This window comes from Pantoea sp. JGM49, assembly GCF_018257655.1.
In the GTDB taxonomy this organism is placed as follows: domain Bacteria; phylum Pseudomonadota; class Gammaproteobacteria; order Enterobacterales; family Enterobacteriaceae; genus Pantoea; species Pantoea communis.
This window is the reverse complement of the sequence record NZ_JAERJM010000015.1, coordinates 85,046-96,778: the sequence shown is the minus strand read 5'-3', so window position 1 is coordinate 96,778 and position 11,733 is coordinate 85,046. Positions and strand designations below refer to the sequence as shown.

Below are 11,733 nucleotides of genomic sequence, written 5' to 3'. Positions count from 1 at the left end.
GCCGGGCTATGGCGCAGGACGCAGGGTCGAAGGACGAAGCCGCACGCGCCGCCTGAGCGGACTGAATGTCCCGCGAAAGGCGGGGAACGGGTGAGTCATGAGGCGAAGCCTGCCTTGCGGACGAAGCGGCCCGGCTAAGGTGAAGTCACGGCGCTGCCCGACGGGCGGAGGGTGGTTGCATGCATTTTATGTGCGCTTACCTGCTGTTTTAAAAAGTACGAATATGACTGCGCTCATGAAAATCGGCCGGCAGCCGAAGATATGATGTACATAACAGACAACTGCGAGTCACTACTCATGGCCAGAGCCCTGCCCCCGACCTATCTTCCCGTTACCCCTTCCTGCCTGGCAGAAAAGCTCCGTGAAATTGCGGACATGCTGGAAGTCCGCAGCCCGTTTATCCGCGCGGCAGAACGGCACTGCGCCACGGGAAGCCGCGGTGAGCCTTTAACGATTATCCGTATCGAGATTCAGGAGCAACCTGAGTAAGTCAGATATTTATGGTTAAAGTAAGGCGGATGACTGGCTCAGGCAACTCTATGCACAGAGCCATATCAGCATGGCCCCGTCCCGGGGCTTAAATAATCTTATACATCGGCAGGTGGATATAAACTACTGCGACTCACCTCTGCCGGTTAACTGAATGTCGGGAGACTGCCGGCATCGGATATACAGGGTGTCAGTGACGACCTGTACCACTGAGAACAGGCAGATTTATATTTAAGCACAGCGCCACTGTTAAAGTGGCTGTATTTTTACGCTTCGGTCCTTATCCAGCCTCTGCAGAAAAGAAACGAAGGTATGGAGTGCATGTTGATATTATTTGCTGAAAACTCGCTGTGGAGAAAAACCATTCCGGACATGCCATGGCTTTGCTGCACCTGAACAGGATTAAGCAGTCTGCCTGCGGGTGCGCCCTTCCGGAATCGGACGCGCATTACATGCACCGTGCTTCTGACAGTACGAGTTACTTGTTCTGACCCGGGTGCAGGCCAGAGTGAGAGATATTTTCTCAGGATAGAATTCACAACATCAATATATCAGGAAAATATCAAATAGTTATAATAAAAGGAAAAGATTCAATTTATTTATCCTTATTAATTCATAGCCACTGACTATGCACCTTATTTAAATCCCTACCCGCCATTTGCTATAATAATGGCGTGGTTAATTTATTCTCATTATTTTTAAGCGAGGTGTAAACGTGATGTACAGCGAAGACATGACCGGTCACGCAGTTATTGGTGAAGCAGCAGTCAATCTTGCCGTGCGTGAAGAGGAAATATCCGTTGATGCTCTCCTGACTGAGCTGAACATTATGCTTAAAGCGGAGAAAACCAGCAGCCGCAGCCGGCGCATCAGCGATGCCATCAGCTGGCTGCGCGACTTCCGGACCGTCGGTGCGCGCGGGAGTGCGGATAAAGAGTGGATGCTCTCTGATGCAGACAGCCGCAGTGCCGGCGAAGAGGCCACCATTCGCCTGCAGGCTGATGATGAAGATGAAATGAGATAACCACAACTCTAAGGAGCGGGCGCATAGCGTCCGCCTTCACCTGACTTCGTAAGATGACTGCCTGCGCGCGCCATGATTAACGAAGCGCACCCCAGCGCCTTTTAACCTATAATTTCTCTGTCATCGGGTACGTTCTGCAGATGCAGCGCTGCCGGCCACACAATAACAATCCGCAACACCACTTTTACCGCCGTCATCCGCTCAGGATGCTCCGGCAGGGACCTTCACAGCATGAAAAATACCAACTCAGTGACCACAATCCGCGCCCGCCTGCAGAACAGCGGCGACGCGCTGGCGGCTGAAAGTCAGGAGCTTGAAGAGGCAATACAGTCGATTCTGGCCTCAGGCGGACAGCTGACCAATAAAACGCTCATCTTCCACGTCATTCGCGACCTTGAGCAGGAGCGTGACGCGCAGAGACAGGCGGTGCTGCGCAGCGTGCTGGAGCTTATCGTCAGCCACACGCCGGACGACGCCGGCGGGCAGGCCTTATAACGCCTGCGCGACAGGGCTAATTCAGTTAAGTTTGGCGGCAAAAATCCGGATGGCCCGGCTGCAGGCCTCGCGCATGGCCATATCGGTACCGGACTCCTTCAGGCGCCACAGCGCACCGATAAGTTCGTGCGGGCTGACTGTCCCGCCCCTGTGCAGTACCTGCCTGATGGCCAGCCCGATGGCTTCATGCATCAGTTCCTGTATTTCATTTTCGGTTTTCAGATGCGCTCCGCTTATTGGGGATATACACAGTGTATCGTGATAAGCGGCGCGCAGATATGAGCACTAAAAAAACCGCCCGGAGGCGGTTAAATCTGCGGGGTGGCGCCCCGGTCGGGCGGAATGTCTCTGTCGCCGCCCGGCACCTCGTCTTCATGACCGGGCGCCGGCTCGTGGTCCGGCAGCGGGGTCGCATCGTCAGGCATCGGCTGGTCAGACATGCTATTTTCCACCCTTCTGCTTCATGGTATCGCTGTCCCTGGTGTCTTTTTTGTTGCCCGCGGGCAGCTTGCTGTGGTCGGCGTCTTTGCCATCCTTCACATTTTTATCATTACGGTCAGCCATGGTTACCTCCGTCACCCGGTATCGGGTAACGTTAAGTTTAGCCGCGTGACGGTACCGGAAGGTGAACAAATATCCGGTCTGTGACTTAAGCGTAAAAACCGCTCATTGCGCGGGCGGTGAAAGCGAGGCGTCCCGCGCTTCAGTCATGCTGTCGTCCACGCACAGCCTGCAGATGCTGGCCCGTATCTTCAGCTGCTGTGACGCAATCTGATACGCGTGCCGGTAGCTCAAAGCCGAGCCCAGAAACTGACGCTCCGGATGGTCCTCCAGGCAGACGCACCCCTTCACGTGCAGCTGGACCTGCTTATCCATCCCGAGCAGATAGTAAAACTGCCACATAAGCGACCTCCTTCCATGCTTAAAGAATCACTGTATGCCCGGATATATAACGGAGGAATTAATTTCTGTTGCGATTTAAGCTGCACGCTGGATGAGGGGAAGGCAGTAAGGGGCAGAATCTGTGTGGTCAACTCGTGACCATTTTGGGATCGTTCATTTCCAAACCTCAGTTTTTCCCGTATGATGGTCACTGTTCACGTTTCACTCTCTTCCGCTCTTTATACGCCTGCGCCTTCTGCAGGACACGCCTCCCTTCAGGACAGAACAGATGCCTTACCATTCAACCGATACCGTGTGCGGCTTTGCCGGCATACTGCCTGAAACCCTGCGTCGCTGGCGTCGTGCCGGTCTGGTCGCCACGCCGGGCCGCCCGGGCTACACCGACGCGCAGCTCTCTGAGGTGCTGCGGGTGCGCGACCTGACGGCTGAAGGTCACCGGCTCTGCGACGTCTACGCGGTTATGCAGTGGCCCGCGCTTACCCTGTCGGGCGGCTGGGCTTTCCGCGAAGAGGAGATGCTGCTGCTTCTGCACCGCAGTCCGGACGAAGACGTGCAGACTGAAATGCGGAAAATGGCCACCGACTACTGCACTGAGGACTTCATCAACCGCTACCTGCGGCCGCTGAATCTGTGGCTGCGCAGCGATCTCAGCTCCGATGCGGGCGGCCGGCTGGCCCGCTTCCACCGTTCGGTGCTTGAGCAATGGCGCCTCATGTCCCAGGCGGCCGGCGGACGCCGCTGTGCGCCTCTGTTTCTTGAGGCCGTCAGCGTGAGCGATGAGACTGAAATCTGGATGGAAGCCATACGGCTGACCGGTCAGGGATTCCGCGTCGAGGTGGCAGCAGCAGGCCAGCGCACGGCACACCGGCGCCATGAGCATCATCTGATGTGGTGCGGCAACGGCATCAGCCCGTCGGATATGCGGCGATACCGTCTGCGCGCCGGGGCGGGAGAATCCGTGATGCTGACCGGCCCCGATACCGGGCTGAGGTCCGCAGCGCCGGCCCGGTACGTGCCTTAAATGAACAGACCCGCCAGAGGCGGGTCTGTTTGTATTCTGTGCTGAGCATGGCCCGGTGGAAGCACACCGGATTTTAAGCCTGGCAGACAATCCGTGACAGCGCCAGCGGCGGACGGTCAATCTGAGGGAGATAAGCATCATGCAGATTACGTACCACGTGGATTATCAGTACAAGTTACCCGGTGATTACAGGCCGGCAACGTCATGCGCAGTTCGGCAGAAGAAACGCCGGTGATGTTTCTGCCGGCAGAGGGCGACTTTGTGGAGATTAACGGCAATCCCACGCACGACGACACGCTGACGTCCTTCCGCGGGCGGGTTGTCAGACGCCTGTTCCGCTATGAAAGGCAGTCAGAGACGGAAGTGTTCTGCCACATCAACATCATTGTGGAAGAGTGCGGTCAGGACTTTACCCGCCTGGTCAGCGAGTAAGTGGCGGGTAAAAAAAATCCCGCCGCGGCGGGGAAATTCGCTACAGAAGAGTATCTGCATATATATCAGACCGTTAATCACGGCCTGAGTTCATTTGACTTAACGTGACGTCCTGTTCGAGAGCTGCATCGCTCCGGATGGAACGGCATCCCGGAGAAGATCGTGCACAGAGTGACCGCCCTGACGTTACTGAAGTACAAGCGCTGGATAGATGCCGGGATGCTCTGCGCCATCGCCGCCACGGACGCGCGATGCTACGCCGCGGAGCGCAGGAAAATGCTACGTCTGATGCATCACGTTCACGTGACTGACATGATCGTGCGCGCCAATCTGACCGGCGCAGAGCCGCCTTATTCCGGCGTGCATGCCGGCAGGGTTCCGGACGCCGCCGCGCTGATGCTCTCGATGCATGCCTGCAGCAACTGGTACGTTGAGCACGCTTCGGCCCTGCCGCCCGAGGCGTGGGACCGCGTGATGACATACCGCCGGACCGACGGGAAAATGATGCAGGCCTCCACGCTCGCGCTGGTTGAGCAGGTCATCCTGCACGGCACCCGGCATCGCGGCGCGGTAAGCTGGCTGATCAACGCCTGCGGAGGAGCCGCACCGCAGGACGTGGTGTCCGGCTTTCTGCGTGAAAGCCTCCGGGATATCCGCTGAGCCGGCCAGACTCCGGACGACGCGGGTGTAAATGCTGCAGTGCGCTCTGTTATGATCGGTACCGGTTACTGATTAAAGGAGACTGCATATGTCCGGGGCACATCCCTTATCCGCGCCATCCGGCCGCAATATGTTTGCTGATTACGAACGCGACACCACCGGCGCTGTCGCGCTGCTGACCACTCTGCGGGGAGATCCGGCTGCCTCAACTCCGCCAGAAAAGGCGCGCCTGAAGCAGGTGGCCATGCTGACATGCGCACTCTGGGAGTTCAGAACGGCAGACATTCAGGACGCCAGTCCAGGATGGCGGGCGCGGCGCCAGCAGGACAGAGCCCGTCTGTTAAAACTCGCTGAGCGCGGGGGCTCCACATAGCCGGGAAATGTATCGCCGCGAAAAACAGACGCCGGACGTGATGGTTTACTGGCGGGCTGGCTGGACTCAGGGATCCGCTGTCATCCTGTCCGGGGAACATCAGCGTCATCCGGAAAAATCCTGACAGAATCTGGTCGCCCGGATGATTCTGCCGGGTCAAATTCCCGTATGCTGCTAAGCTCATTAAGCCGGAACGAGAAGCCGGCTTACCTTAATAACTCCTTTTCCCCTGCGGCGCCCGCCGCGGGGGGATTTTTTTGTACAGCCTTTCCCTGCTGAATTCCGACGTGCTGATGGCCAGCTGCAGATAAGCCTGACTTTTTTCATCGACGATTGTCCGGGACAGCGCCAGCCGGGCGTTCAGACATGCCGTCAGGATATCGTGGTAAATCTCGTTACCTGCCTGCCAGATGCGGATGGGCGCATTCCTTACCACGCCGTGCGCGTCGGCATAGCGAATGACAAGGTCGCGCATCTCATGCGCCCGCTGACTTTATTCCCTGCTGGATAATGTGAAATTGCCAGAATTCATCTCTGCCCTCCGGCAGGGTTGGCCGGACAGCAGGCGTCAAATGCAAGCGCAGAAGGCAGGGTCGGTGGCATGCCGTTTAATTTAGCACAGCGGCGCCCTGTCATCACCGCCCGGGGCGACAGCGTCTGATTCGGCCCGCGACCAGATGGCCTGACGGGTGAGCCAGAACCCGGATGAATGAAACACGATGCCCAGCTGCTCCGCCAGCGTCTGCGTCACCGGCAGGCGCCCCGCCAGAAAAGCCCAGGCGATATCGCTGTCCAGCCCGCTGCGGTCACACAGCTGTGTCACGGAGATATCATGCTCAGTCAGCAGATAAGCGAGAAAGCGTGCAGGAGAGGTATGGCCGTCCATAGATTACCCCGGGAGATTATGAAAAGTTTCGTCCAGATTAGTGCGCTCCGTCCGGTCTGCACAACGGGTGAGGAAAAAAATACCTGCCGTTAACTGCCAGATCCCAACGCTCGCCGCAGTCACGGCTGAGGCGTACCGCAGCAGCGCGGGGAACGAACAGCCGTGGCGAGGAAGCGTCACGTCACCGATGCCCCCAAAAAACACTTACGCTACGATGCGCACATATTGCGCGCATGATTGTTACCCTTAATTGGCAGGCTGTAATCGGAACAGTGAATTACTATAATCAATAAATATTGAAAAAGTGCAGAAATTGCACTTTTTCAGAATTTTAAAAGGAGAGCACATGACAGGATGGCATCTGAGGCTGTGGCGCAGGAGCATGCTCTGGAGCCGCGAACGGGCGGCGGCAGAGCTCGGTGTAAGCCTGCGTACGTACAAAAGCTATGAAAATGCAGAAGAGATTAAACGTTCGGTGGCCCTAGCAACGGTGACGCTTTCACTTACCGGGATGATGCCTGCACTCAGATCTCAGCAGCTGAGCGCAGAACGTCTGCTGCAGCTCCTCGGCGAGATGACGGAAAGCGTCAGTAAGGAAGTCTGACCGGGCGGCGTGAACTGGCCGCGGATGAAGAACAGGAAACAGCGGATAAAAAAATCCCGGGCGAGTGGCCCGGGAGCAACAGGAGTGAGCACTTCCGGTCTGAGGCCGGCGATGTTGGATCCTGAGAGCATGTCAGCTATTGCAATACGTCACACTGGTGTTGGCTCGAGGAATAACACACGCGATAAGCATAGCGCCCGACGCGTTTTTATTTGCCAGGAAGCGTCTGATTTAACAGGGCGAGGTGCCGGTACGGTTACAGTTTATTAAACGCCCTGGTGAAATCGGGGTGAGAAATTCCGTACCGGCACTGGAAAATTTATCACACTCACCGCGTTCAGGTATCGCGGTCTCCGGGCAACGGAACACCCTCCCGCCACAGCTGCCACATGGCCTGCCTGATGCTCCAGAATCCGGGCGAGTAAAATACGCGCCCGAGTTTCTCTGCGATAGCCGGCGTCACCGGCTTACGATCGCACAGCAGTGACCAGACATCCCGCTGTGCCAGACCGGATTTCAGGCAAAATGATTTTACTGTCAGGTCATGTTCGGCGAGCAGGTAGGCCAGAAATCGGCCGGGCGAGGTGCGGCCATCCATAATGCCCCGGGGTCCGTGAAGATGATAGCCCGAGCATAAGAGGACAATGGCAGCTGCACAAGATCTGTACCACCGTTTATGAGAGATCCCCTGCAATATTCACACAGGTGATAATGAGGGTATTAACAGAATGTTAAGTACTGCTGTCAGACAGCAGAAACAGAAAGGCCCGGAATTAATCCGGGCCATCTGATACCAGTGCGGCGTCATCCTGACACCTGTTGCTTCTGCATTATATTCCAGCGCTGCGCTTAACACTGTCAGGATAACGAAAATAATTCATTATCTCTCAGTATCCTGAGTGGAACAGGTCCGGTTCATTACAAAGACTGACTTGTCACAGAAACTGACCTCAATAATACTGTACATATAAACAGTGTTATTAAGAGGAGGAATTATGTGTCATATCATGTTGAGTTCAGTGCTGCAGGCCGCCATCAGTAAAGGGTCACAGCCGTGAAACCCGCCGTGTACAGCTCCGGCCTGATGCTGCTCTGGCCCCCCATCTTCACACCGCGCGTACGGGTGCCGCTGTTTGCGGATCCCTGCGCCGCCGGTTTTCCCTCTCCGGCACAGGACTACGTCGAGTCTGAACTTGACCTGAATGAACTCTGCATCCGCCGGCGCGCCTCAACCTTCTTTGTGCGCGCCAGCGGCAGCAGCATGGAAGGACTGGGGCTGTATGACGGCGACGTCATGGTGGTTGACCGGGCTGAGGAAGCATCGCACGGCGATGTCGTGATTGCCGAGGTTAACGGGGAATTCACGGTCAAACGCCTGCAGCTGCACCCCCGCCTCGCCCTGCTACCCATGAATCCGGCCTACTCCACCATTTACCCGGAGGAGCTGCAGCTGCTCGGCGTGGTCACCTGGTTCTTCAATAGCACGCGCGCGCGCCGGAGGTAACCATGCCCATGTTCGGACTGGCCGACGTCAACTCGTTTTACGCCAGCTGCGAGGCGCTGTTTCGCCCGGACCTGCGCGGTAAGCCGGTGGTGGTGCTCAGCAACAACGACGGCTGCGTGATTGCCCGCTCAGCGGGCGCAAAGCTGCTGGGCATTAAAATGGGCGCGCCGTGGTTTCAGATAAAAAATGAAGGTTATTCTGAGAAAATACATGTATTTAGCTCAAATTACGCCTTATACCATTCTATGTCGCAGAGGGTCATGACGGCCCTCGAGGAGCTGACGCCAAAGGTCGAGCAGTATTCGATAGACGAGATGTTCCTCGATATAACTGGCATTGATGGCTGCGAAGACTTTGAGCACTTCGGGCGGCGCCTGCGCGCGCATGTGCTGGCCACAACCGGACTGACAGTCGGCGTGGGCATGGGTCCGACCAAAACGCTGGCCAAAAGCGCGCAGTGGGCCAGCAAAGAGTGGAAGCAGTTTAAGGGCGTGCTGGCCCTGACGCCAGGCAACCCGAAGCGTACCGCCACGCTCCTGCAGAATCAGCCGGTGGAGGAAATCTGGGGCGTCGGCAGGCGCATCGCAAAGAAGCTGAATATCATGGGCATTGAAAATGCCCTGCAGCTGTCGCGCGCTCACCCTGCCCTCATCCGGAAAAACTTCAGCGTGGTGCTGGAGCGCACGGTGCGGGAGCTGAACGGCGAGTCCTGCATTCCGCTGGAAGAGTTTGCGCCGGCGAAACAGCAGATCGTCTGCTCGCGATCGTTTGGCGAGCGCATCACGTCAAAAGTGGCCATGCAGCAGGCGCTCTGCCAGTACGCGACGCGCGCGTCTGAAAAGCTGCGCGGTGAACGCCAGTTCTGCCGCCGTGTGGGCATCTTTATCCGCACGTCGCCTCACGCCCCCGGCGAGGTGTTTTATGGCAACAGCGCCGGTGAGAACCTGAAAGTGCCCACTCAGGACACCCGTGACGTTATTGAAGTGGCCATGCGCAGCCTGGACCGTATCTGGCTGGAGGGAAGGCGCTACATGAAAGCCGGCATCATGCTCGATGACTTCACTCCGAACGGAGTCAGCCAGCTGAGCCTGTTTGATGAGGACGGACCGCGTCCGAACAGTGCGCAGCTGATGAAGGTGCTGGACGGCATCAACCAGTCCGGACTCGGTAACCTGTGGTTTGCGGGTCAGGGCGTCAGCACTGAATGGAAGATGAAGCGGGAGATGCTCAGTCCGGCATGGACGACCAGATGGAAAGATATTCCGGTAGCTCACGTAAGGTGATGATGGCAAAAATGTACGACTTATGTAATACATAATAAATATATAAACTTTAATTACTTCTGAGGTGGCGTTAGTGGGATTGGTTAAAAATGAACTGCTTGAATGGGAAATGGGACAATCAGCCCGCGACTGGATAGAGGAAAATCATGGTCTGACCGAAGAAGACATGGATACCGCAGAATGGAAGGAAGCAATGGATGACTATGACCTGGCAATGCTGATTAAAACCAAACAGGAAGAGTATGACTGGTACGATCCCGAGGAAATAAAACGACTTGCGCTGCGCGAGTTTAACGAAATCTACGCCATTTTCTTACCGCAGCTGATGTCTCTCAGACACTGGCATGGGAACGAAGATAACCCGATGATGCAGAAAATGAGAATATCCTATGCTGTGACATTAATGGAGGTCTTCCTTCAGGACCTGCTGATGGCAGTGGCTATATCTTCTGAGTATCACATGACGCAATCGCTCACGCATCTGAAAGGTCTGAGTGCGCTCACCGTGCCTCTGTCATCCCTCCTGACGATTGATATACGTGAACATATCATTGCAGAAATCCTGAAGTGTCTTAAAGAAAAACTCTTTCATAATGTTCCGGTTGTGAAGTCTCTTTATGAAGCGGTGCTCAATGATAAAGCTTCGGATGAAGTTCGCCAGATGACGGGGAACATGATTCGTGTTGTGAACATGCGTCACGATATCGTTCATCGCAATGGAAAAACTGACGAGGGGCTTGAACGCAACATTACTCAACAGGAAGCGCTGGAGGCTATCGATGAGATTTACAAATACACGAAGTCAGTTTACGAATGGACACTGGACAAAATAATCAGGTAGTTAAACGATAAAATGTAATACAAATGAATTACACTTGTAATTATAAATTAGCTTTCAGGTAGTTCATTTGAACTACAAATATATTCAGCATCAGGTTCAGTTTTGCTTCCGGGCTGACAAAATAAGTTCTTCAGCGAGACGTCCGGCCGGCCTGAATCCCAGCCGGGTAAGATCCACGTTGAGAAGATGCCCGGGAGTGGTATCCCATATGCCTGAACCCGCCGCAAGCAGGTCATTGTGATTGCCCTGATAGCACTGCGTAACGCCGTTAAGCTTACGAGGGGTAGCTGTATTCCCCGTCACGGACATAACGGTGATGAGCAGTGTGGCGTCTCTGGCAAGCCCCATTGCCCATAAAAGCATCCCCCCCAGAGTCTGATCGGTATCGCTCGCCAGAACACCATAGTGTTCAGTCAGACGTTTATAAACTGCCAAGCTGATTTTCTGCAGCCGGTAATCTTCATCCACAAACACAGACTTAACCTGAGGCACCCGTCCGGGATAATCTGCGGGAAAGCGCAGGTCGAAAGTTAGCAGAAGATTCGCAGCCATGTCGCCGGTGGTGCATGAACGAACATAAACATCGGCCATTGCTCCGCCGTCGTCGACCAGTTCGACAGAATAGATGTCACCATCTGAGTCGGTTACGGAAGGGAGAGCAGTCAGGTGGCGAAAGGCGGCATCGGATGGCGCAGGGGGGGCCTGCAGCAGTTTATGATGATCGTCAATGAGATGAGGGGACACGGACGAGATTAATTAGCGTGACGGACGCTGGTTCTGAAAATCTCTAGCGCCTGCTCAGTGAAGTTAAACTGACAGTCTCTGAGATCTGACCATTCACCCGTCTGCACAGTCAGCTTGTTGACGCCGTTTTTCTCAATCTGAATGACTGCAACGGGTGGGACCGCATCGCCGGGTTTTGCACGCTGCCAGTCCTGACGGAAGACCATAATACGCGGACGTTCGCGACGGGAACGAAGTTTACGGACCTCAAAGTTACCCTTAATACCGGCCACGGCAAAGTGACCAACTAAGTCAGTCTGGCTTTCAACCGTAAAGGGTGAATGGGTAATCATCTCACCGTACCTTATTCAGAAAATGATGCGTTTTCGCCGCCAGATGCAGGATCGAAGCGGGTGATCATCAGTAAAAATGGGGTTGACGTAAATTTAGCATCTGAAAAGAGAAACCGCAAAATTAAATCCAGCGATAAAACAT

Annotated in this window: 19 protein-coding genes; 10 read left to right on the top strand and 9 right to left on the bottom strand. The window is 55.4% G+C overall.

Going from position 1 to position 11,733, the window contains the following annotated elements; genetic code table 11:
* Window positions 1–297 precede the first annotated feature (297 nt).
* From JK231_RS21845 to JK231_RS21835, 3 genes are all read left to right on the top strand, one after another.
* Entirely contained in the window at window positions 298–489 is a 192-nt protein-coding gene (locus tag JK231_RS21845) for a hypothetical protein (protein WP_211729496.1), read from the top strand.
* A 718-nt stretch (window positions 490–1,207) separates the two neighbouring features.
* The gene (locus JK231_RS21840) at window positions 1,208–1,513 is read left to right on the top strand and encodes a hypothetical protein (RefSeq protein ID WP_249221791.1); all 306 of its coding nucleotides are present in this window, start codon (window positions 1,208–1,210) and stop codon (window positions 1,511–1,513) included.
* A 231-nt stretch (window positions 1,514–1,744) separates the two neighbouring features.
* The gene (locus JK231_RS21835) at window positions 1,745–2,008 is read left to right on the top strand and encodes a biofilm development regulator YmgB/AriR family protein (protein WP_211729494.1); all 264 of its coding nucleotides are present in this window, start codon (window positions 1,745–1,747) and stop codon (window positions 2,006–2,008) included.
* A gap of 21 nt (window positions 2,009–2,029) precedes the next feature.
* On the opposite strand, the gene JK231_RS21830 is transcribed toward JK231_RS21835, so the two are convergent.
* The 4 genes from JK231_RS21830 to JK231_RS21825 form a co-directional block, all read right to left on the bottom strand.
* Window positions 2,030–2,200, bottom strand: coding sequence for a hypothetical protein (locus JK231_RS21830; RefSeq protein WP_249221784.1), 171 nt, complete (start codon window positions 2,198–2,200; stop codon window positions 2,030–2,032).
* Between the two features lie 116 nt (window positions 2,201–2,316).
* Window positions 2,317–2,448, bottom strand: coding sequence for a hypothetical protein (locus JK231_RS25695; RefSeq protein ID WP_283094328.1), 132 nt, complete (start codon window positions 2,446–2,448; stop codon window positions 2,317–2,319).
* 1 nt (window position 2,449) lies between these two features.
* A complete protein-coding gene (locus JK231_RS25690) occupies window positions 2,450–2,572 on the bottom strand; it encodes a hypothetical protein (protein WP_254919502.1) in 123 nt (40 codons plus the stop codon).
* A 102-nt stretch (window positions 2,573–2,674) separates the two neighbouring features.
* Window positions 2,675–2,911, bottom strand: a complete 237-nt coding sequence (locus JK231_RS21825; protein WP_211729493.1) for a hypothetical protein — start codon at window positions 2,909–2,911, stop codon at window positions 2,675–2,677.
* Between the two features lie 268 nt (window positions 2,912–3,179).
* Between JK231_RS21825 and JK231_RS21820 the strand changes: the two genes are divergently transcribed.
* The 3 genes from JK231_RS21820 (at window position 3,180) to JK231_RS21810 (ending at window position 5,024) form a co-directional block, all read left to right on the top strand.
* The gene (locus tag JK231_RS21820; RefSeq protein ID WP_211729492.1) at window positions 3,180–3,932 is read left to right on the top strand and encodes a MerR family transcriptional regulator; all 753 of its coding nucleotides are present in this window, start codon (window positions 3,180–3,182) and stop codon (window positions 3,930–3,932) included.
* A 204-nt stretch (window positions 3,933–4,136) separates the two neighbouring features.
* Window positions 4,137–4,364, top strand: coding sequence for a hypothetical protein (locus JK231_RS21815; RefSeq protein ID WP_249221783.1), 228 nt, complete (start codon window positions 4,137–4,139; stop codon window positions 4,362–4,364).
* Window positions 4,365–4,526: 162 nt separating this feature from the next.
* On the top strand, window positions 4,527–5,024 hold the full coding sequence (locus JK231_RS21810; protein ID WP_211729491.1) for a DinB family protein: 498 nt from the start codon (window positions 4,527–4,529) through the stop codon (window positions 5,022–5,024).
* Between the two features lie 584 nt (window positions 5,025–5,608).
* Here JK231_RS21810 and JK231_RS21805 read toward each other — a convergent pair.
* Complete coding sequence (locus JK231_RS21805; protein WP_211729490.1) at window positions 5,609–5,872, bottom strand: hypothetical protein; 264 nt, start codon at window positions 5,870–5,872, stop codon at window positions 5,609–5,611.
* 138 nt (window positions 5,873–6,010) lie between these two features.
* The gene (locus JK231_RS21800) at window positions 6,011–6,283 is read right to left on the bottom strand and encodes an XRE family transcriptional regulator (RefSeq protein ID WP_211729489.1); all 273 of its coding nucleotides are present in this window, start codon (window positions 6,281–6,283) and stop codon (window positions 6,011–6,013) included.
* Between the two features lie 346 nt (window positions 6,284–6,629).
* Between JK231_RS21800 and JK231_RS21795 the strand changes: the two genes are divergently transcribed.
* The gene (locus JK231_RS21795) at window positions 6,630–6,887 is read left to right on the top strand and encodes an XRE family transcriptional regulator (protein ID WP_211729488.1); all 258 of its coding nucleotides are present in this window, start codon (window positions 6,630–6,632) and stop codon (window positions 6,885–6,887) included.
* Window positions 6,888–7,224: 337 nt separating this feature from the next.
* Here JK231_RS21795 and JK231_RS21790 read toward each other — a convergent pair whose 3' ends face one another.
* Window positions 7,225–7,485, bottom strand: a complete 261-nt coding sequence (locus tag JK231_RS21790) for an XRE family transcriptional regulator (protein ID WP_211729487.1) — start codon at window positions 7,483–7,485, stop codon at window positions 7,225–7,227.
* 486 nt (window positions 7,486–7,971) lie between these two features.
* Between JK231_RS21790 and umuD the strand changes: the two genes are divergently transcribed.
* The 3 genes from umuD (at window position 7,972) to JK231_RS21775 (ending at window position 10,515) form a co-directional block, all read left to right on the top strand.
* Complete coding sequence (gene umuD / locus JK231_RS21785) at window positions 7,972–8,391, top strand: translesion error-prone DNA polymerase V autoproteolytic subunit (protein ID WP_167144175.1); 420 nt, start codon at window positions 7,972–7,974, stop codon at window positions 8,389–8,391.
* Window positions 8,392–8,399: 8 nt separating this feature from the next.
* Window positions 8,400–9,674: a translesion error-prone DNA polymerase V subunit UmuC gene (gene umuC, locus JK231_RS21780; protein WP_211729507.1), complete on the top strand. Its 1,275-nt coding sequence runs from the start codon at window positions 8,400–8,402 to the stop codon at window positions 9,672–9,674.
* A gap of 73 nt (window positions 9,675–9,747) precedes the next feature.
* Window positions 9,748–10,515 carry a hypothetical protein gene (locus tag JK231_RS21775; RefSeq protein ID WP_211729486.1) on the top strand — a complete coding sequence of 256 codons (768 nt, stop codon included), beginning with the start codon at window positions 9,748–9,750 and terminating at the stop codon, window positions 10,513–10,515.
* A gap of 96 nt (window positions 10,516–10,611) precedes the next feature.
* On the opposite strand, the gene JK231_RS21770 is transcribed toward JK231_RS21775, so the two are convergent.
* Entirely contained in the window at window positions 10,612–11,106 is a 495-nt protein-coding gene (locus tag JK231_RS21770) for a hypothetical protein (RefSeq protein WP_211729485.1), read from the bottom strand.
* Between the two features lie 161 nt (window positions 11,107–11,267).
* Window positions 11,268–11,591 (bottom strand): hypothetical protein, encoded by a 324-nt coding sequence (locus JK231_RS21765; protein ID WP_211729484.1) that lies wholly within the window; start codon window positions 11,589–11,591, stop codon window positions 11,268–11,270.
* Between the last annotated feature and the right edge of the window lie 142 nt (window positions 11,592–11,733).

Bases quoted from the DNA above. Each gene is read 5' to 3' on its own strand.
- JK231_RS21800 (WP_211729489.1), bottom strand. From the start codon at position 6,283: ATGGACGGCCATACCTCTCCTGCACGCTTTCTCGCTTATCTGCTGACT.
- JK231_RS25690 (WP_254919502.1), bottom strand. From the start codon at position 2,572: ATGGCTGACCGTAATGATAAAAATGTGAAGGATGGCAAAGACGCCGAC.
- JK231_RS21815 (WP_249221783.1), top strand. From the start codon at position 4,137: ATGCGCAGTTCGGCAGAAGAAACGCCGGTGATGTTTCTGCCGGCAGAG.
- JK231_RS21845 (WP_211729496.1), top strand. From the start codon at position 298: ATGGCCAGAGCCCTGCCCCCGACCTATCTTCCCGTTACCCCTTCCTGC.
- JK231_RS21840 (WP_249221791.1), top strand. From the start codon at position 1,208: ATGTACAGCGAAGACATGACCGGTCACGCAGTTATTGGTGAAGCAGCA.
- JK231_RS21820 (WP_211729492.1), top strand. From the start codon at position 3,180: ATGCCTTACCATTCAACCGATACCGTGTGCGGCTTTGCCGGCATACTG.
- JK231_RS21805 (WP_211729490.1), bottom strand. From the start codon at position 5,872: ATGCGCGACCTTGTCATTCGCTATGCCGACGCGCACGGCGTGGTAAGG.
- JK231_RS21770 (WP_211729485.1), bottom strand. From the start codon at position 11,106: ATGGCCGATGTTTATGTTCGTTCATGCACCACCGGCGACATGGCTGCG.
- JK231_RS21835 (WP_211729494.1), top strand. From the start codon at position 1,745: ATGAAAAATACCAACTCAGTGACCACAATCCGCGCCCGCCTGCAGAAC.
- JK231_RS25695 (WP_283094328.1), bottom strand. From the start codon at position 2,448: ATGTCTGACCAGCCGATGCCTGACGATGCGACCCCGCTGCCGGACCAC.
- JK231_RS21790 (WP_211729487.1), bottom strand. From the start codon at position 7,485: ATGGATGGCCGCACCTCGCCCGGCCGATTTCTGGCCTACCTGCTCGCC.
- JK231_RS21830 (WP_249221784.1), bottom strand. From the start codon at position 2,200: ATGCATGAAGCCATCGGGCTGGCCATCAGGCAGGTACTGCACAGGGGC.
- umuD (WP_167144175.1), top strand. From the start codon at position 7,972: ATGCTGCTCTGGCCCCCCATCTTCACACCGCGCGTACGGGTGCCGCTG.
- JK231_RS21825 (WP_211729493.1), bottom strand. From the start codon at position 2,911: ATGTGGCAGTTTTACTATCTGCTCGGGATGGATAAGCAGGTCCAGCTG.
- umuC (WP_211729507.1), top strand. From the start codon at position 8,400: ATGTTCGGACTGGCCGACGTCAACTCGTTTTACGCCAGCTGCGAGGCG.
- JK231_RS21795 (WP_211729488.1), top strand. From the start codon at position 6,630: ATGACAGGATGGCATCTGAGGCTGTGGCGCAGGAGCATGCTCTGGAGC.
- JK231_RS21765 (WP_211729484.1), bottom strand. From the start codon at position 11,591: ATGATTACCCATTCACCCTTTACGGTTGAAAGCCAGACTGACTTAGTT.